Below are 18,425 nucleotides of genomic sequence, written 5' to 3'. Positions count from 1 at the left end.
TCATGCGCATCCAATTCACGCTCAACGGCATTGCCCGCACCGTCACCGTGGAACCGGGCATGAACGCCCAGAAGTTCCTGCAAACCGTCATGCACATCCCCTCGGTCCGCTCCGGGGACGACGGCACAGGATACATCGGCAACGACGTGATCCTCGTGGACCAAACGCCCATGTCCGCGCAACGGCTCATCGCGGCCCAGCTGCATGGCCGGGACATCCGCACTGTGGAATCCCTGAGCCCGGAACCCGGCAAACTCTCGGACCTGCAACGGGCGCTGGTGGATTCCGGGGCCGTTCAGGACGGCTACAACAGCCCGGCCGCAGCCCTGCTGCTGCACGACCTGCTCAACCGCGTGGCCGAACCGGACCGCGCACAGGTTCAGGACGCCCTGTCCGGCCTGTTCGTGCGCGACTGCGGATATGAACCGTTTTTCACGGCCATCGAGCTGTACCTTGCCCGCAGACAGGGCCGGGATATGGAACCCGCGCCTTCGTTCCGTCCGGAATACCGGGAGGTGGGCAAACCCCGCGCCCGCGTGGACGGGCAGGGCCTCGCCGGGGGCATGAAGGCCTTCGTGGAAGACCGCGTGGCCCCGGAAGCATTGGTGCTGCACATGCTGCGCAGTCCCCATGCCCATGCCTACATCACCGAAATCGACACCTCCGAAGCCGAAACAATGCCGGGCGTGCACCTGATCGTCACTCACGAAAACTGCCCGGAAACCAACTACACGCAGGCCGGACAGGGATTCCCCGAGCCTTCGCCCCACGACCGGCGCATGTTCAACCGCAAGGTACGGCACGTGGGCGACCGCGTGGCCGCCGTGGTGGCCGAAACCCATGAGGCCGCGCAGGCCGCCATGGACCGGATCAGGGTCGAATACGAGGTGCTGGAGCCGGTGCTGAACATTGAGCAGGCCGAACGCGAAGGCGCGCCGCTGGTGCACGGCGGCCCGCAGGAATACGTGGTGGGCGCACCCGACGATCTTGACGAAATGAACAGGGACTCGGACCCGCGCGACGGGAAGATCACCTACCAGTTCCCCATCGGTGCCAACCCGCGCAAGAACATCGCGGCCTCCATCTCCGGCGGGCTGGGCGATACCGAAGCCGGATTCGAACAGGCGGACGTGGTGCTGGAACAGACCTACAAGACCGGACAAATCTACTGCACGCCCCCGGAAACCCACGTGGTCTATACGCACATGGACAACAACCGCGTGGTGGTGCACGCCAGCACGCAGGTGCCGTGGCACGTGCGCAGGCTGGTGGCCACGGTGCTGGGCCTGCCCCAGAACCGGGTGCGCGTGGTCAAGGAACGCGTGGGCGGCGGCTACGGCTCCAAGCAGGACATCCTGCTGGAAGACGTGTGCGCATGGGCCACCTACAGGACCAACCGGCCCGTGTACTCGCATTACACCCGCACCGAGGAATTCACGGCCTGCTCCAGCAGGCATCCCATGACCATCCGTGTCAAGCTGGGCGCCAAAAAGGACGGCACGCTCACGGCCGTGGAAATGCACTCCAAGGCGGACACCGGTCCCTACGGCAATCACTGCCTGACCGTGCCCATGAACGCCTGCTCCAAGTCCCTGCCTCTGTTCCTGTGCGACAACGTGTCCTTTTCGGTGACCATCTTCTATTCCAATATCCTGCCCACGGGCGCGTATCAGGGCTATGGCGCGCCGCAGGGTTCCTTTGCCCTGCAGACCGCCATTGCCGAACTGGCCCATGAACTGGGCATGTCGCACATGGACGTGGTCGAAAAGAACCGCGTGCGTCAGGGCAGCCGCCTTGAGCTCATGCGCATCCTCGGCGAAGGTCGCGAAGGCGTTGCCGCGGACATTGAAAGCTGCGGGCTGGGCGATGCGCTCAAGCGCGGCGCACAGAGCATGGAGTTGGACACCCCGGCCACGTCGAACGACCCGGACGTGTGCATCGGCAAGGGTTTCGCCATCATCCAGCAGGGTTCGGGCCTGCCCGGACTGGATCAGGCCAACGGACGCGTGTGCCTGTGCTCGGACGGTTCCGTGCTGGTGCAGCAGGGCGGCGCGGATCTGGGCACCGGGCTGGACACGGTCATGGCGAAAATGGCCGCCGAGACCATGCAGGTGCCGCTGGACAAGGTGGCCGTGGTTTCCGGCGACACGGACGCCACACCGTTCGACACCGGGGCCTATGCCTCCAGCGGCACGTTCTTCTCGGGCGGAGCCGCCATGCTGGCCGCGCGCGACCTGCACAAGAAAGTGCTCAAGCGGGCCGCGCACATCCTTGAAACCTCCGTGGACGACCTGCGGCTCGACTATCCGGGCGTGGTCACGGGCGGTCCCCGCGAACTGACACTGGCCCAGATAGCGCACGACGCGGAAAGCGGCGAAGGCCTCGGTCCCATCTGGGGCAGGGGCAGCTTCACCACCGAGCATCATGCCATCCCCTACGGCGCGCACTTCGCGCAGGTGGCGGTCAACAAACGCACCGGCGAGGTGCGGGTGCAGAAATACCACGCCCTGCACGACTGCGGCACGCCCATCAACCCGGAACTGGCCGCCGGGCAGATTTACGGCGGCGCGCTCAAGTCCATGGGCCACGCGCTCTGGGAAGAAATGGTGCTGGACGAAACAGGCACGCCCGAAAATCCGACCATGGAAGAATACTGCGCGCCCGGCATGCTGGATATCCCGGAAGACTTCCGGGCCGACTTCGTGGTCACCGACGACCCGCACGGACCCTTCGGAGCCAAATCCATATCGGAAATCGCCACCAACGGCGCGGCTCCGGCCATTGCCGAGGCCATCCACGACGCCGTGGGCGTCTGGATACGCGACTGGCCCTTTACCCCGGAAAAAATCCTCCGGGCCATGGGAACATTGTAACAATCAACGGGATACCCCTGTCCGGCATTGACGTTCGCGCCGTGCCGTGCTTGGTTGACCCGGGCTGAAACAATCATGCAGAAACTCAACGACCTCATCTTCGCCATCCGCAGCGCCGGGGACATAGCCTCGGGCGTGATCATGCGCCTCTACAACGCCGGATTCCGCAACATCGTCATGCTGGAAACACCCGAGCCGCTTACCGTGCGCCGCAAGGCCGCCTTTTCCGAGGCCGTGCGCCTCGGTACGGTGAGCGTGGAAAACGTGACCGCCCGTCTGGTCGCCGTTGAGGACGCCATGACCGGCATCCGGGCCTGCTGGGACGCGGGAGAGCTGCCCGTGCTGGCCGATCCGCAGGGAACCGTGCTCAAGGAACTCAAGCCGGACGTGGTGGTGGACGCGCTCATTGCCAAGCGCAACCGCCTGGGCACCAGCACAGACGACGCGCCGCTGGTCATTGCGCTGGGCCCGGGCTTCGAAGCGGGAAAGGACGCCCACGCGGTCATCGAGACACAGCGCGGCCACAACATGGGCCGTGTCATCAGGCAGGGGCAGGCCGCGCCCAACTCCGGCATCCCCGGCAACATAGGCGGCAAGACCATCGAGCGGCTGCTGCGCGCACCCTGCGACGGCGAATTTCTCACGGACAGGGACATCGGCGACCGCGTGCGACAGGGCGACATGGTGGCCACGGTGGGCGGCGAACCCGTATACGCGAAAATAGACGGCGTGTTGCGCGGCCTGCTGCGCTCCCACACCCCGGCACGCACGGGCCTCAAACTCGGAGACATCGACCCGCGCGACAACCCCACCTTCTGCAACACGGTATCCGACAAGGCGCTGGCCATCGGCGGCGGCGTGCTGGAGGCCGTGCTGGCGCGGTTCCTTTCCGGCAATGCCGTATGCCCACAACAGGGAGGCAGATCATGACAGTCGGCTCGTCACCCATCCGCAAGGACGCCGTGGCCAAGGTCACGGGCAAGGCCCGCTACACCGACGACTTCACCATGCCCGGCATGCTGCACGCAGCCTACGTGCGTAGCTCCATCGCCCACGGCACGGTCACGAACATCGACATTTCCAAAGCCTTGGCCATGGACGGCGTGGAAGCCATCTTCACCTATGAAGACGTGCCGGACATCCTCTTTGCCACGGCCGGGCATCCCTATTCGCTGGACCCGGACCATACGGACGTGGCCGACCGGCTGCTGCTCACGCGCGAGGTGCGCTACCACGGCGACGAGATCGCGGTGGTGGTGGCCGAAACCAAGCTCGCGGCCAAGGAAGCGGCCCGCGCGGTGCTGGTGGAATACGAGGAATTGCCGGTCTGCGTGGACGCGGCCTCCGCACTGGACGAAAACGCGCCCGCCATCCACAAGGGCGGCAACGTGATCAAGTCCCACCAGTTCGAGGTGGGCGGCGACCTTGAAACGGCCATACGTGAAGCGGACTCCTCGGTTTCCGGCCAGTATTACACACCCGTGGTGCAGCACTGCCACATGGAAAACCACATCGCCTACGCCTATATGGACGACTTCGAGCACGTGGTGGTGGTCACCTCCACCCAGATCCCGCACATCTGCCGCCGCGTTGTGGGACAGGCGCTGGACATGCCGTGGGGCAATGTGCGCATCATCAAGCCCTACATCGGCGGCGGGTTCGGCAACAAGCAGGACGTGGTGCTCGAACCCATGGTGGCCTTCTTGACCACGAAGCTGGACGGCCGCCCGGTCAAGCTGGAGCTGGACCGCGAGGAGTGCATGACCAGCACCCGCACGCGCCATTCCTCGATTCTGGACTGCCGCGCGGCAGCGGACAGGGACGGCACGCTCAGGGCCGTGGACATCGCCATGACTTCCAACACCGGGGCCTATGCCTCCCACGGCCACTCCATCCCCTCGGCCGGGGGCGCAAAATCCTGCAACCTCTACCCGCGCAACGCCATCCGCTTTTCCGCCCTGACCCACTATGCCAACATCCCGGCGGCCGGGGCCATGCGCGCCTACGGTTCGCCGCAGGTCATCTTCGGGCTGGAGTGCGTGCTTGAAGACCTTGCCCGCGAGATCGGCATGGATTCCGTGGATTTCCGCATCAAAAACGTGGCCCGGGAGCTGGACGTCAATCCCCTGAGCAACAAGCCCATCCGCAGCGCGGGCATGGTGGAGTGCCTGGAAAAAGGCCGCGAACTGATCCGCTGGGACGAAAAGAAACGCCGCTTTGCCCACCAGCAGGGTCCGGTGCGGCGCGGGCTGGGCGTGGCCTGTTTCAGCTACGGCTCGGGCACCTACCCTGTGTGCGTGGAAATCGCGGGCTGCCGTTTGATCCTCAACCAGGACGGCTCCGTGCACATGCAGGTGGGGGCGACCGAAATCGGGCAGGGTTCGGACACGGCCTTTGCGCAGATGGCTGCGGAGACGCTGGGCGTATCCTACGACAAAATCCACGTGGTCACCACGCAGGACACGGACGTGGCTCCCTTTGACACCGGAGCCTATGCCTCGCGCCAGACATACGTGGTGGCTCCGGCCATCAAAAAGGCCGCCCTGCAGCTCAAGGCCGCCATCCTCGACCATGCCCGGAAAATGACCGGCAAGGCCGCCGAAGGGCTGGACGTCGTGGACGGCAACGTGGTCAACGCCAACCGGCCGGAGCGCGTGGTCACCAGCCTCGCGGAACTGGCCATCGACGCATACTACCACAAACAGCGCGGGGGCCAGCTCACCGCGGACGTCTCGCACAAGACCCGCACCAACGCGCCCTCGTTCGGCTGCACCTTCGTGGACCTTGAGGTGGACATTCCCATGTGCAAGGTCCGCGTGCACCAGATTCTCAACGTGCACGACGCGGGCACGATCATCCATCCCCTGCTGGCCGAAGGACAGGTACACGGCGGCATGGGCATGGCCGTTGGCATGGCGCTCTACGAGGAGCTGCTCACGAACCCGGAAAACGGCCGCGTGCTGAACAACAACCTGCTGGACTACAAGATCCCCACCTGCGTGGACACGCCGGACCTCGGCTGCGCGTTCGTGGAGACCACGGAGCCCACCGGGGCCTACGGCAACAAGTCCCTTGGCGAACCGCCCGTGATCTCGCCCGGCCCGGCCATCCGCAACGCCATTCTCGATGCCACGGGCGTGGCCGTGAACCGCATGCCCATGTCTCCCAAGGCGTTGTTCACTCATTTTCACGATGCAGGACTGATCTGAGGAGATGCCCCATGTTTCCCATTGAAAAATACCATATGGCCGAAAGCGTGCAGGACGCGGTGCGCGCGCTGGCCGAGGATGAAAACGCGCGGGTCATCGCCGGGGGCACGGACGTGCTCATCCGGCTGCACGAAGGCCACGCCGACTACCGCAACCTCGTGGACATCAACAGGCTGGACGAACTGCGCCGCATATGGAAAGAGGACGACGGCTCCATCTGCATCGGCGCGCTGGCCTCGTTCACCGAAATCATGAACAGCCCGCTGGTGCGCGAATTCGTGCCGGTCATCGGCGAATCCGTGGCCACGGTGGGTGGCCCGCAGGTGCGCAACCGGGGCACCATGGGCGGCAACATCTGCAACGGCGCGGTCAGTGCGGACAGCGCCTGCGCCGCGCTGGTGCACGAGGTGGATCTGGTGATCCAGAGCCCGGACGGCGAGCGCGTGGAACCGGTGCTCGGCTTTCACGCCGGGCCGGGCCGCGTGAACCTGAAAACCGGCGACCTGCTCACGCATTTTCGCATCCGGCCGGAAAACCACGAAAACATGGGCGCGGCCTATTACAAATACGCCATGCGCGAGGCCATGGACATTGCCACCATCGGCTGCGCTGCCGGGCTACGCACGAAAAACGGCGCCATTGCCGAACTGCGGCTGGCCTACACGGTTTCCGCGCCCACGCCCATCCGTTGCCCCGAGGCCGAAAAAACAGCCGCCGGACAGCCGCTGACCACGGACACGCTGGATGCTATAGCGCAGGCCGTGGAACAGGACGTGAAGCCGCGCACGTCGTGGCGCGCCACCAAGGAATTCAGGATGCACGTCATCCGCACGCTGGCCGCACGGGTCATCACCGAAGCAGCCGCAAAACTCGGGGAGCAGGTAGCATGAAGCGCACCATCACCATGACCGTGAACAATAAAGAACTGACCCTGGACATCGACGTGCGCGCCTCGCTCATGGACGTATTGCGCCAGCAGGGATTCACCAGCGTCAAGCAGGGCTGCGGCGTGGGCGAATGCGGCGCATGCACCGTGCTGGTGGACGACGTGCCCGTGGATTCGTGCATCTATCTGGCCATGTGGGCCCACGGCAAGAACATCCGCACGGCAGAAGGCGAAAGCAGAAACGGCGAACTCTCGCCGGTGCAGCAGGCCTATGTGGAGGCCGGAGCCGTGCAGTGCGGCTTCTGCACGCCCGGGCTGGTCATGACCACCACATCGTTTCTGGAAAACCACAAGGGTGAGAAGCCGAGCCGCGAGGAAATCCGCGTGGGCCATGCGGGCAACCTGTGCCGCTGCACCGGGTACGAAACAATCGTGCGCGCCGTGGAACTGGCAGCAAAAAAGCAAAACGAAGAATAAGGTTTTGCAAGGAATTTTTCGCCCGGCGTCTTCCATGAACAGGAACAACCGGGCGCGCGAGGATGCCCCGCCATGCGCGGGGCAGGACAAAGGCACCGAATCCGGGCTGGGGGGCCCGGGTTCCGACGAGCGGCCCAAAGCGGCCCGCCGGAAACCCAAACCAGCATGAGGAGAGGTACAATGTCTCGCACCAGTCAACCCGAACAAAAATTCGACCTGATATACGGCCTGGAGGACCGCCCGCCCGTGGGCGCGTCCATCTACGCCGCCCTGCAACACTTTCTGGCCATGTTCATCGGCATCATGACCCCGCCCATCATCATCAGCAACGCGCTGGGCATGTCGCTTGAAATGAGCGCCTACATGATCAGTATGGCCCTGTTCGTATCCGGCATCGCCACCTTCATACAGGCCCGCAAGTTCGGACCGCTCGGCTCGGGCCTTTTGAGCATACAGGGTACCAGCTTCGCGTTTTTGAGCACCATCATTTCCATGGGCATGGGCGTCATCTCCAAGGGCGGAACCCCGGAAGACGCGGTAGGCACCATCTGCGGCGTGGCCCTGGCCGGGTCCGTCTTCCAGATGACCTGCAGCCGCTTTCTGCCCCTGCTGCGCCGCATGTTCCCGCCGCTGGTCAGCGGCATCGTGGTGACCATGATCGGCCTTTCGCTGATCAAGGTGGGCATCGTGGATTTCGGCGGCGGTTTCGGGGCCATGAAAAACGGCACCTTCGGCAGCCCCCAGAATCTCGGGCTGGGCATGCTGGTACTGCTGACCATCATCGTGCTCAACCGCAGCAAACGCCCGTTCATTCGCATCGGGTCCGTGGCCATCGGCCTGCTGCTGGGCTACGTGGTGGCTGCGTTCATGGGGCTGGTGGACTTCGGCAAAATCGGACAGTTGAGCATCGTTTCCGTGCCCGTGCCCTTCAAGTACGGCCTCGGGTTCGACTGGTCCGGCTTCGTGCTCATGGGCTTTCTGTACATCATCACCATCGTGGAATCCATCGGCGACCTCACGGCCACGGCCATGCTCTCCAACCAGCCGGTCAAGGGCGACAAATACATCAAGACCATCTCGGGCGGCGTGCTGGGCGACGGATTCAACTCCGCGCTGGCCGCCGTGTTCAACACATTCCCCAACACCACCTTCAGCCAGAACAACGGCGTGATCCAGCTCACCGGAGTGGCCAGCCGCTACGTGGGCTTCTACATTGCGGGAATTCTCGTGCTGGTGGGCATCTTCCCCATCGTGGGCGGGGTGTTCTCGCTCATTCCCAAGCCCGTGCTGGGCGGCGCCACGCTGATCCTGTTCGGGTCCGTGGCCGCAGCGGGCATCAAGATCATCGCCTCGCAGGTCATCACCCGCCGGGCCATGCTGATCATGGCCATGTCCTTTGGCGCGGGCCTCGGCGTGGTTTTTGCGCCCGACCTGCTGGGCCAGATGCCGCCGTTTGTGAAAACCGTATTCTCTTCGGCCATCACCACCGGCGGATTCACGGCCATCTTCGCCAACCTGATTCTTCCCCGCGATCCCGGTGAAGACGAAGCGCACGAAATGGAACCGGCAGGCGAGAACGCCTGAATACTATGGTGACGGCCCCGGGCTGACGGGCCTTTGCCCGGGGCCGCCGTTGCAAACCGGAAATACGCGGGGGCGTTTTTCCGGTTCGGAGGAACAACTTCGACAGGAGACGCACAATGAGTGGGCAAGGCTTTCTGGAAAAACGCTTCCAGCTGACCGAACACGGCACCAACACCAAGACCGAAATCACGGCCGGTGTGACCACCTTCATGACCATGGCCTACATTCTGGCCGTCAACCCGGGCATCCTCGCGGCTGCCGGCATGGACGCAGCTGCCGTATTCACGGCCACCGCGCTGTCCGCCTGCGTGGCCACCCTGTTCATGGCCTTTGCGGCCAACCTGCCCTTTGCGCTGGCTCCGGGCATGGGGCTCAACGCCTTTTTCGCCTTCACCGTGGTCCTGACCATGGGCTACTCGTGGCAGTTCGCGCTCACCGCGGTCTTCCTTGAAGGCCTCATATTCCTCATACTCACGGCCACCAACCTGCGCGAGGCCATCGTCAACTGCGTGCCCATGTCCATCAAGCACGCCATATCCGGCGGCATCGGCCTGTTCATCGCCTTCATCGGCTTCAAGAACGCGGGCATCGTGGTGGCCAATCAGGCCACGCTGGTCACGCTGGGCAACGTGCTCAGCCCGGCCCCGCTGGTCTGCCTGTTCGGGCTGGTGGTCACGGGCATCCTCATTGCCCGGCGGATCAAGGGCGCGCTGCTGCTGGGCATCCTCGCGGCCACGGTTGCCGGTGCCTTCTGCGGCGTCACCGACATCGCCAACTTCAACACGGCCGGGCTGTTCACCATCCCGAGCATGGCCCCGCTCTTCTTCAAGCTGGACTTCTCGCAGATATTCACCCACGACATGGCCATCGTGCTGCTGACCTTCCTGTTCGTGGACATGTTCGACACCGTGGGCACGCTCATCGGCGTGTGCTCAAAGGCGGGCCTGCTCAATGAGGACGGCTCCATTCCCAAGGCCAAGCAGGCCCTGTTCGCGGACGCCATCGGCACCACATTGGGCGCTGTTTTCGGCACCTCCACGGTGACTACCTACGTGGAATCCGCAGCGGGCGTGGCCGAAGGCGGACGCACCGGGCTGACCGCCCTGACAGCGGCCGTACTCTTCGGACTGGCCCTGCTGGTGGCCCCGATCTTCCTGCTGGTTCCGGGCGCGGCCACGGCCCCGGCCCTGATCATCGTGGGCCTGTTCATGATGAGTCCCATCAAGAAAATCGACCTGGACGATTACACCGAATCCATCCCGGCATTTCTGACCATCGTCATGATGCCGTTCACCTTCTCCATCGCGGAAGGCATCGCCTTCGGCATGCTCTCCTTCGTCATTCTCAAGCTGCTGACCGGCCGGGCCAAGGACATTCCGCCGCTGGCATACCTGCTCTTCATTCTGTTTGCATCCAAGTTCTTCATGCATTAGAGCCAAGAGAGGACATCGCAACGCTGTTCGGCTCCGCTCCCTCTCCGGGAACGGAGCCGATTTCACGAGCAACGAGGAAAACCATGAGCTGCATACTGATACAGAACGGAACCGTGGTAACCATGAACCCGCGTCGCGAGGTGCTGACGAACGCGGACGTGCTGGTGCGCCACGGCCGCATAGAACGCGTGGACGCGAACCTTGCCGCACACTCCGACATGGGCACGGTGGACGAAATCGTGGACGCCACAGACCGCATCGTCATTCCCGGCCTGATCCAGACCCACCTGCACCTGACCCAGACCCTGTTTCGCGGGCTGGCCGACGACCTCGAGCTCATGGACTGGCTGGGCAAGCGCATCTGGCCGCTGGAAGCACAGCACGACCACGACACCAACGCCATTTCCGCACGCCTCGGCATTGCCGAGCTGGTCCGGGGCGGCACCACCTGCATCCTGGACATGGGTACCGTGAACCACACGGACGCCGTGGGCGAAACCGTGCGCGACACCGGGTTCCGGGCGGTTATCGGCAAGTGCATGATGGACCACGGCCAGGGCGTGCCCGGCGGACTCATGGAAGACACGGACCAATCCATCCGCGAATCCGAAGCCACGCTCCAACGCTGGCACGATACGGCCGAAGGCCGCATCCGCTACGCATTCGCCCCGCGCTTTGTTGTCTCCTGCACGGAAAAACTGCTCACCAGCGTACGCGACATGGCCCGCCACCACGGAGTCATGGTCCACACCCATGCCTCGGAAAACCGCGGGGAAATCGCGCTGGTGGAGCAGGAACGCGGCATGCGCAACCTGACCTACCTGCACAAGCTGGGGCTCACCGGACCGAACCTCGCGCTGGCCCATTGCATCTGGCTGGACCAGCAGGAAATGGACATTGCCGCAGACACGGGCCTGCACGTGCTGCACTGCCCCACCTGCAACATGAAGCTTGCGTCCGGCATGGCGCACGTGACTGAAATGCTTGAAATGGGAACCAGCGTTTCCCTTGGCTGCGACGGCGGCCCCTGCAACAACAATCTTGACATGTTTCTGGAAATGCGCCACGCCGCATTGCTGCAGAAGGTGCGGCAACTTTCACCCACGGCCCTGCCAGCTTCCACGGTGCTGGAAATGGCCACCATCGGCGGAGCTCGCGCGCTGGGACTGGAAAAGGAAATCGGCAGCATCGAGCCGGGCAAGCGCGCGGACATCACCGTGGTGGACCCGCAAACGCTCCATGCCGCGCCCACCGTGCAACGCGATCCCGCCTCCCTGCTGGTCTATGCAGCCTCGGGCCGGGACGTGACCCACACCATGGTCAACGGCCGCCTGCTGCTGCGTGAAGGAAAACTGACCACCATCGACATGCAACAGACCGTTGCCGAAGCCAACGCATTGTGCGCAAAAATGCTCGACAACAAAACCATCCGCCCGCTCTTCGGGCAACAGTGAAACAGGAAAACAGACACGCAATGCGCATCCAGAACGTTTCGGAACTGATCAACCCCGGCGAACAACTCATCTCCCTCACGGGCGGCGGCGGCAAAACCTCGCTCATGTACCTGCTGGCCCGGGAGCTGGCCGAGGCCGGAAAACGGGTGGTATCCACCACCACGACCCGAATCTTTCCGCCCCACCGCGATGAAACCGGGGGGCTGTCCCTTGAAATCGGCAAAAAAGGCTTTTCCACGGACCTGAAACGCCGGCTGGACAAGACCGGCCACATCACGGCCGCACATCGTTACCTGCCCGGCGTGAGCAAACTGGAAGGCGTGACCGCGGAAACCGCGCAGGATCTGCCCCGGGTGGCGGCAGCGGCCCACGTGATCATCGAGGCGGACGGTGCGGCACGCAAATCCCTGAAGGCCCCGGACGAACACGAACCGGTCATCCCGGAAAAAACCGATGTCTGCATCGCGGTCATGGGGCTGGACGCACTGGGCAAACCACTGGAAAAACGGTGGGTGTTCCGGCCGGAAATCGTTTCGCAGCTCACGGGCATCGAGCTGGGCACCACGGTCACGGCCACATGCATGGCCCGGCTCGCAGTCCTTCCCGGCGGCCTGTTCAAGGGCTGCCCGGAATCGGCGCGGCGTATCGTATTCCTGAACAAGATGGACCTGCCCGAGGCCGAACGTGGCGCGCACCACATCATCCGCGCGGCCAAGAAGCTGGAAGGCACCATGCCCGACCTGTGGTGCATCGCCTCCATCCACGAAGGCCGCTACAAGCTGGTATATTGACGGATTGCCGGGGCACGCGAAAACCATGCCCCGCGCATTCAGAAAAGTCGGTTCAGAGCCGTGTACTCGTCGGGCGTGTCCACATCGCGCACAACGCCGGGATCGTCCACACACACGCGCATGAGCCGGGCCTCGGTCTTCCCAAGATAGGCACGCGGCCCGGTGTCGCCGGTCAGCGCGCGAATACGGCCGAACCATGAACACGGCGCAATGACCGGATTGCCGCGTTGCCCGGCATGTTCCGGAGCCACCCAGCGGTCCGGTTCGTGCACAAAGGCTTGGGCCAGCGTGCGCACGGTGTCCGCGCGCACAAGGGGCTGGTCACCGAGCAGGAACATGGCCCCGATGCACTGTTCCGGCAACGCGTCCAGCCCGGTCCGCAGCGACGCGGACTGGCCCGAAGCATATTCCCGATTTTCCCGCACCACGATTTGCTGATCCACATTCCGGCCCGAAAAATAATCGCGCACGGCCCGCAGCACACGCTCCGATTCGTTGCCTGTGACCAGCACCACCGGAGCAAGGCCGCCCTGCAAAGCCGCTTCCAGCACATGACAGACCATGGGCGTTTCGGCCACGGGCAAAAGCATCTTGTTGCGCCCCATGCGCGAGGACTGCCCGGCGGCCAGCACGATTCCGGCCACGGTGCATGGCGTCGCGGATTCCGTCACGCTCACGAGGCGCACACCGGAACCAGCGAAAAGGAACGCACGTCGAACAGCCCGGAATCCGTGAGCTTGAGTTCCGGGATCACCGGCAGGGTCATGAAGCTCAGGGTCATGAACGGCTCAAGGTCCGGGTTCACGGAAAACTCTTCCCGGGCCATGCGGTTCATGCGTTCCAGCTGTTCGGCAACATGCCCGGCGTCGTGCTCGGACATGAGCCCGCCCACGGCAAGGGGCAAATGGGCCACAACCTTGCCGGCGCGCACAAGGGTGATGCCGCCGCCCATGGCTTCGATGTCGCTTATTGCCGCGAGCATGTCGTGGTCGTTGTCGCCGCAGACCACGATATTGTGGGAATCGTGGGCCACGGTGGTGGCCACGGCCCCGTTGGTCAGGCCGTAATTCTCGATAATGCCCACGCCCACGTTGCCGGTTGCGTGGTGACGTTCCACCACGGCCAGCTTGAGCAGACCGGGATTCTTTGCACAGGAAAACGCGCCGGATTCATCGGTGACCACGTCGCGCACAAGTGCCTCGGTCACGAGGCTGTGCGGCTGGATGCCGATGACGTTGGCACGCGGGCATTCAAGTTCAAGGGATAGGTCCGCCTGCGTAACCGGGCGGATGTTCACGGTGTCCAGCACCGGGGTGTTGTCCGGATCGGGCAGCTCGGCCAGCATGGTCCGGTTTTTAGCCACCAGCTTTCCGCCGGCATACACGGCGCGCGCCTCGAAATTCTCGAGATCGTCCACCAGCAAAAAGTCCGCGTCGCGCCCCGGAGCCAGCGCGCCCTTGTCCCGCAGCCCGTAACACTGGGCCGCGTTGAGCGTGGCCATGGTCACGGCCATGAGCGGATCAAGCCCCATGGACACGGCCATGCGGATGTTGTTGTCGATGCTGCCGTTTTCCAGCAGGTCTGCGGGCTGGCGGTCGTCCGTGCAGAACACGCACCGGCTGCAGTTGGCCGTGTTCACGCCGGGCACGAGGTACTGCAGGTCGCGCGCTGCCGAGCCCTCGCGCAGCAGCACGTACATTCCCCGGGCAATGCGGTCCTGCATTTCCTCCAGCGAGGAACACTCATGGTCGGTCATGACCCCGGCCGCGGCATAGGCGTTCAGGTCCATGCCGGTGAGCATGGGGCTGTGGCCGTCCACCACCTTGTTCCGCGAAAGGCCGAGCGCGATCTTGGCCAGCACCTGCGGGTCGCCGCCAGCCACGGCAGGATAATCCATGACCTCGCCGATGCCGCCCACGAACGGGTCGTCAATGAGTTCGGCCAGATCAGCGGCGTGCAGCACGGCTCCGGCGTGTTCTCCGGCCGTGGCCGGTACGCAGGACGGCAGCATCACGAAAACGCCCAAAGGCAGATCGCGCGAGGCGTCCAGCATGTAGCGGATGCCCGTCAAACCGCGCACGTTGGCGATCTCATGCGGGTCGGCGATGACCGTGGTCACGCCATGGGGCACCACGGCCCGGGCGAATTCCGGCGGAGCCACCAGCGAGGATTCAATGTGCACATGCGCGTCGATCAGGCCGGGGACAACATAGGCGCCGCCCGCGTCCAGGGTTTCGCGCGCCTCGTAGTCGCCCATGCCCAGGATGCGCCCGCAGCCCACGGCCAGCGAACCGTGAACCACCTGCCGGGAAAACACGTCCACCACGCGGGCGTTGGTCACCAGAAGGTCGGCGGGAATGCGCCCCGCGGCCATGTCCACCAGCTTTTTCTGTTCTTCGGGATTCATGCGAAAGGTGTTCATCGGTTCCCGCCTCCTCGGACGTGGATGGTTGTCTTGCGGTTTATTGCCGCAATACCACAGACAGCGGCAAAAGGCATCGGCATGAAAAAACCGGAAGCAGACACACGGGGTATTGCCCGACCAAGTGCGTCTGCTTCCGGTGATAGGCCGAGGGACCGGCTCACGAGATGGCCATTACATGCTTTGATACACGGAGGTTGTCATGGCCGACCGTCCGAAACCCGCCTCGGCGTTGCCCACGCCAAAGACCGGACGGCCTATGGGTCCCTCTGAACCCGGATGCCTATACGTACGCCACACACTCGATCTCGACATTGGCGCCCAGCGGCAGCTTGGATACTTCCACGCAGGCCCGGGCCGGATAATCCCCGTCAAAGAAGCTGGCGTACACTTCGTTGACCGTGGCGAAATCGCCGAGATCGGTAAGAAAAATACCCGCACGGATGATCTTGTCCATGCCGGAACCGGCCTCCTCAAGGATGGCCTTGAGGTTGTTCAGACACTGTCTGGCCTGATCTTCGGAGGATTCCGGCATGGTCTTGGTCTCGGGATTAACCGGAATCTGCCCGGAAACGAAAATCATGTCCCCGTGGCGAACCGCCTGGGAATAGGGGCCCACGGCCGAAGGGGCGTTTTCCGTGCTGATGATCTGTTTGGACATTGTCGTCTTCCTCCATGCCCTGCCGTACAGGGCGGGTTCAATGTATTATTTCGGCCCCTAACAAGCAAGGGGAAACCATACTTTTTTTCAGGCGATGCGACCTGCCGTCAGAGCTTGAGATCGTATTCCTTGATCTTGCGGTACAGGGTGGCGATGCCGATCTGCAAGGACTCCGCAGCCAGCTTCTTGCCCCGGGTGTCCGCGCCGAAATGTTGCAGCGCATCGCGCACGGCACGGCGTTCCAGCACCTTGAGCGGCAGCAGTTGCGGGTCTGTCCCGGCCTCGGATTCCCCGGCCGGTTGCGCCGCAGATGAGGCCCGGCCCAGCGCGTCCAGCAGCTTGCCCGGCAACAGCCCCGGATGCACGGGACCGCCGTCCGGCATCATGTTGACCATGTATTCGATGGCGTTCTCGAACTCGCGCACGTTGCCCGGCCAGTCGTACTCGCGGAACGCGGCCAGCACGGATTCATGCAGGGGCGCGGACTGCTTGCCGAAGCGTTCGCAGTAGCGGTTCAGGAAAAATGCGCCCAGTACGGCCAGATCCTCGGGACGCTCGCGCAGGGGCGGTGTTTCCAGCGGGATGACGTTCAGGCGGTAGAAAAGATCTTCGCGGAACCGGCCCTGGGTGATCAACTCACCAAGATTTTCATTGGACGCGGCGATGACCCGGATGTCCACATGGATGAGCCGGTTGGACCCGAGGCGGCAGAACTGGCGTTCCTGCAATACGCGCAGCAGCTTGACCTGCAGGTACAGGGGCAGGGTTCCGATCTCGTCCAGAAAAATGACTCCGCCGTGGGCCAGCTCGAACTTGCCGATCTTGCCCTTGGGGTTGGCCCCGGTGAATGCGCCGCGCGTGTAGCCGAACAATTCGCTTTCCAGAAGATTGTCGGGCAATGCGCCGCAGTTGATGGCAATGAACGGCTGGTCGTTGCGGTCGCTGGACGCATGGATGGCCCGGGCCACCAGCTCCTTGCCCGTGCCGGATTCCCCGGTCACCAGCACCGTGGACGTGGACGCGGCCACCCGCCGGATCTGGGCCTTGAGCGCCTTGATGCTGCGCGAACGGCCAAGGATCGCATCCAGCCCGGTGCGCTCCACCCCGTCCGCAAACTGTGACATGCGCCGGGCCACGCGCGGCAGGGTCTCGAATACCAGCACCCGCGAAAATTCCGAACTGCCGGGCGGCAGATCCTGCATCCTGCCCACCAGCGTGCGCCGCATGCCGTGCACGTTGACCACGAATTCCTCAAGGTCGGAAACGTAATCCCCGGTGCGTTCCACCTGCAGTTCGGGCAGAGCGTCGCTCAGCCCAGCTCCGGTTTCCATATCCAGCTCGCGCCGCGCCTGCCGGTTGATGAACGAAACCCGGCCCGCGGCGTCAAAGACCACGATGCCCCGGTTGTTCACGTCCACCACCTGCATCATCATGTCCAGCAGCTCCTCGGCACGTGCGTGTTCCCGGCGGTCCGCCATCTTGTGGGAAAGCATGTCGGCCATGCGGTCGATGAAATCCAGATAGGTCTGGCGGTTGTCCAGAATACGCTGCCGCTCGCGCTCGTCAAAACAGACCAGCCCGATGACCCCGGCCACGTCCGCGCCGTCCGTGATGGGCGTGCACACGGAAAGCACCTCGCGGCATTCGTCGCGGTTGGGGCAGTCGCGGCACAGGGGGTGCTCGCGGGGATTGTCCATGATCAGCGGAGTCCGGGTGTCCATGACATGCCGGTATACCTCGCCCTCTTCACTGATGCTGCTGCCCACGCCCGAGGCATACACCCCGGTGCCAGCCAGACGCACCAGACGGGCGTCCACCACTTCCACGTCAATGCCAACCACCTGTGCGATCACCTGCGCGGACCGCTTCACATACGACCGTATTTCATTCAGCATGGGCATGAATCTACAGGCAGAATCGCGCTTGGGCAACCATGCAGACACAATTGGGCATCTGTGGCCGGAAACGTACATTCCCGCTTGCCTCCGGTTTCCGATTCTGGAAAAATCAATCCCATGATTTCCCTATTTTTCAGCCTGTACATAAAACTGTTCTTCCTGCTCACGCCGTTCTTCGTGCTCACGGTGTTCCTGTCCATGACCAAGGGCATGGAACTGCCCGAACAACGGCGCATAGCCATCCGCGTTGCCGTGGCCGCCATCATCATCGGACTGGTGCTCTACTCCGTGGGCAACAAGATATTCGCCACGCTGGGCATTACGCTGGACGCGTTCCGCATCGGGGCCGGGGCACTGCTGTTCCTTTCCGCGGTGCAGCTTGTCAGCGGCAAATCCGGACCGGACACGCCCGAAGACGACGGCGACATTTCCGTGGTACCGCTGGCCATGCCCGTGACCATCGGCCCGGCCACCATCGGTACGCTGCTGATTCTGGGCGCGGAACTGCACACCACCGCGGCCAAGCTGCTGGGCGGCGCGGCCATGGTGGCGGCGGGCATGTCCGTGGGCCTGCTCCTGCTGCTCGGCCCGGCCATCCGCAGGCTGGTGGGCAAAATGGGCCTGTCCATGCTCCAGAAAATCACCGGGCTGGTGCTCTCGGCACTCTCCGCCCAGATCATGTTCACGGGCATCCGCAACTTTCTCGGATAAACAGGGCACGGCTCCACGCTGTTCGC

General features: G+C 63.8%; 14 protein-coding genes. 10 read left to right on the top strand and 4 right to left on the bottom strand.

The window, feature by feature from the left end; genetic code table 11:
- Positions 1-2: 2 nt before the first annotated feature.
- The 9 genes from F8A88_RS02350 (at position 3) to yqeC (ending at position 12,707) form a co-directional block, all read left to right on the top strand.
- A complete protein-coding gene (locus tag F8A88_RS02350) occupies positions 3-2,873 on the top strand; it encodes a molybdopterin-dependent oxidoreductase Mo/Fe-S-binding subunit (protein ID WP_151149458.1) in 2,871 nt (956 codons plus the stop codon).
- Positions 2,874-2,948: 75 nt separating this feature from the next.
- Positions 2,949-3,803, top strand: coding sequence for a selenium-dependent molybdenum cofactor biosynthesis protein YqeB (gene yqeB, locus F8A88_RS02345; RefSeq protein ID WP_151149457.1), 855 nt, complete (start codon positions 2,949-2,951; stop codon positions 3,801-3,803).
- Positions 3,800-6,082, top strand: coding sequence for a xanthine dehydrogenase subunit XdhA (gene xdhA, locus F8A88_RS02340; RefSeq protein ID WP_151149456.1), 2,283 nt, complete (start codon positions 3,800-3,802; stop codon positions 6,080-6,082). The genes yqeB and xdhA overlap by 4 nt, the downstream gene beginning before the upstream one ends.
- 11 nt (positions 6,083-6,093) lie before the next feature.
- Positions 6,094-6,972, top strand: coding sequence for a xanthine dehydrogenase subunit XdhB (gene xdhB, locus F8A88_RS02335; RefSeq protein ID WP_151149455.1), 879 nt, complete (start codon positions 6,094-6,096; stop codon positions 6,970-6,972).
- On the top strand, positions 6,969-7,445 hold the full coding sequence (gene xdhC, locus F8A88_RS02330) for a xanthine dehydrogenase subunit XdhC (RefSeq protein WP_151149454.1): 477 nt from the start codon (positions 6,969-6,971) through the stop codon (positions 7,443-7,445). Before xdhB ends, xdhC begins: the two co-directional genes overlap by 4 nt.
- A 180-nt stretch (positions 7,446-7,625) precedes the next feature.
- A complete protein-coding gene (locus F8A88_RS02325; RefSeq protein WP_151149453.1) occupies positions 7,626-9,029 on the top strand; it encodes a nucleobase:cation symporter-2 family protein in 1,404 nt (467 codons plus the stop codon).
- A gap of 116 nt (positions 9,030-9,145) precedes the next feature.
- Positions 9,146-10,462, top strand: coding sequence for an NCS2 family permease (locus F8A88_RS02320; RefSeq protein ID WP_151149452.1), 1,317 nt, complete (start codon positions 9,146-9,148; stop codon positions 10,460-10,462).
- Positions 10,463-10,545: 83 nt separating this feature from the next.
- Positions 10,546-11,916, top strand: a complete 1,371-nt coding sequence (locus F8A88_RS02315) for a 5'-deoxyadenosine deaminase (protein WP_151149451.1) — start codon at positions 10,546-10,548, stop codon at positions 11,914-11,916.
- A gap of 20 nt (positions 11,917-11,936) precedes the next feature.
- Positions 11,937-12,707, top strand: coding sequence for a selenium cofactor biosynthesis protein YqeC (yqeC, locus tag F8A88_RS02310; RefSeq protein ID WP_151149450.1), 771 nt, complete (start codon positions 11,937-11,939; stop codon positions 12,705-12,707).
- A 38-nt stretch (positions 12,708-12,745) separates the two neighbouring features.
- On the opposite strand, the gene F8A88_RS02305 is transcribed toward yqeC, so the two are convergent.
- From F8A88_RS02305 to F8A88_RS02290, 4 genes are all read right to left on the bottom strand, one after another.
- Positions 12,746-13,384, bottom strand: coding sequence for a nucleotidyltransferase family protein (locus F8A88_RS02305; protein ID WP_151149449.1), 639 nt, complete (start codon positions 13,382-13,384; stop codon positions 12,746-12,748).
- Positions 13,381-15,114: an adenine deaminase gene (ade, locus tag F8A88_RS02300; RefSeq protein WP_151150233.1), complete on the bottom strand. Its 1,734-nt coding sequence runs from the start codon at positions 15,112-15,114 to the stop codon at positions 13,381-13,383. The genes F8A88_RS02305 and ade overlap by 4 nt, the downstream gene beginning before the upstream one ends.
- Before the next feature lie 298 nt (positions 15,115-15,412).
- Positions 15,413-15,790: a RidA family protein gene (locus tag F8A88_RS02295; protein ID WP_151149448.1), complete on the bottom strand. Its 378-nt coding sequence runs from the start codon at positions 15,788-15,790 to the stop codon at positions 15,413-15,415.
- A 107-nt stretch (positions 15,791-15,897) separates the two neighbouring features.
- Positions 15,898-17,691: a sigma-54 interaction domain-containing protein gene (locus F8A88_RS02290; RefSeq protein ID WP_151149447.1), complete on the bottom strand. Its 1,794-nt coding sequence runs from the start codon at positions 17,689-17,691 to the stop codon at positions 15,898-15,900.
- Between the two features lie 114 nt (positions 17,692-17,805).
- Between F8A88_RS02290 and F8A88_RS02285 the strand changes: the two genes are divergently transcribed.
- Entirely contained in the window at positions 17,806-18,399 is a 594-nt protein-coding gene (locus F8A88_RS02285) for a MarC family protein (RefSeq protein ID WP_151149446.1), read from the top strand.
- The last annotated feature ends 26 nt before the right edge of the window (positions 18,400-18,425 follow it).

It is taken from the genome of Pseudodesulfovibrio senegalensis (assembly GCF_008830225.1).
Lineage (GTDB): Bacteria > Desulfobacterota > Desulfovibrionia > Desulfovibrionales > Desulfovibrionaceae > Pseudodesulfovibrio > Pseudodesulfovibrio senegalensis.
Note: the sequence above shows the minus strand (reverse complement) of the source record. Positions and strands in the feature narration are given on the sequence as shown.

Bases quoted from the DNA above. Each gene is read 5' to 3' on its own strand.
- F8A88_RS02350 (WP_151149458.1), top strand. From the start codon at position 3: ATGCGCATCCAATTCACGCTCAACGGCATTGCCCGCACCGTCACCGTG.
- yqeB (WP_151149457.1), top strand. From the start codon at position 2,949: ATGCAGAAACTCAACGACCTCATCTTCGCCATCCGCAGCGCCGGGGAC.
- xdhA (WP_151149456.1), top strand. From the start codon at position 3,800: ATGACAGTCGGCTCGTCACCCATCCGCAAGGACGCCGTGGCCAAGGTC.
- xdhB (WP_151149455.1), top strand. From the start codon at position 6,094: ATGTTTCCCATTGAAAAATACCATATGGCCGAAAGCGTGCAGGACGCG.
- xdhC (WP_151149454.1), top strand. From the start codon at position 6,969: ATGAAGCGCACCATCACCATGACCGTGAACAATAAAGAACTGACCCTG.
- F8A88_RS02325 (WP_151149453.1), top strand. From the start codon at position 7,626: ATGTCTCGCACCAGTCAACCCGAACAAAAATTCGACCTGATATACGGC.
- F8A88_RS02320 (WP_151149452.1), top strand. From the start codon at position 9,146: ATGAGTGGGCAAGGCTTTCTGGAAAAACGCTTCCAGCTGACCGAACAC.
- F8A88_RS02315 (WP_151149451.1), top strand. From the start codon at position 10,546: ATGAGCTGCATACTGATACAGAACGGAACCGTGGTAACCATGAACCCG.
- yqeC (WP_151149450.1), top strand. From the start codon at position 11,937: ATGCGCATCCAGAACGTTTCGGAACTGATCAACCCCGGCGAACAACTC.
- ade (WP_151150233.1), bottom strand. From the start codon at position 15,114: ATGAATCCCGAAGAACAGAAAAAGCTGGTGGACATGGCCGCGGGGCGC.
- F8A88_RS02295 (WP_151149448.1), bottom strand. From the start codon at position 15,790: ATGTCCAAACAGATCATCAGCACGGAAAACGCCCCTTCGGCCGTGGGC.
- F8A88_RS02290 (WP_151149447.1), bottom strand. From the start codon at position 17,691: ATGCCCATGCTGAATGAAATACGGTCGTATGTGAAGCGGTCCGCGCAG.
- F8A88_RS02285 (WP_151149446.1), top strand. From the start codon at position 17,806: ATGATTTCCCTATTTTTCAGCCTGTACATAAAACTGTTCTTCCTGCTC.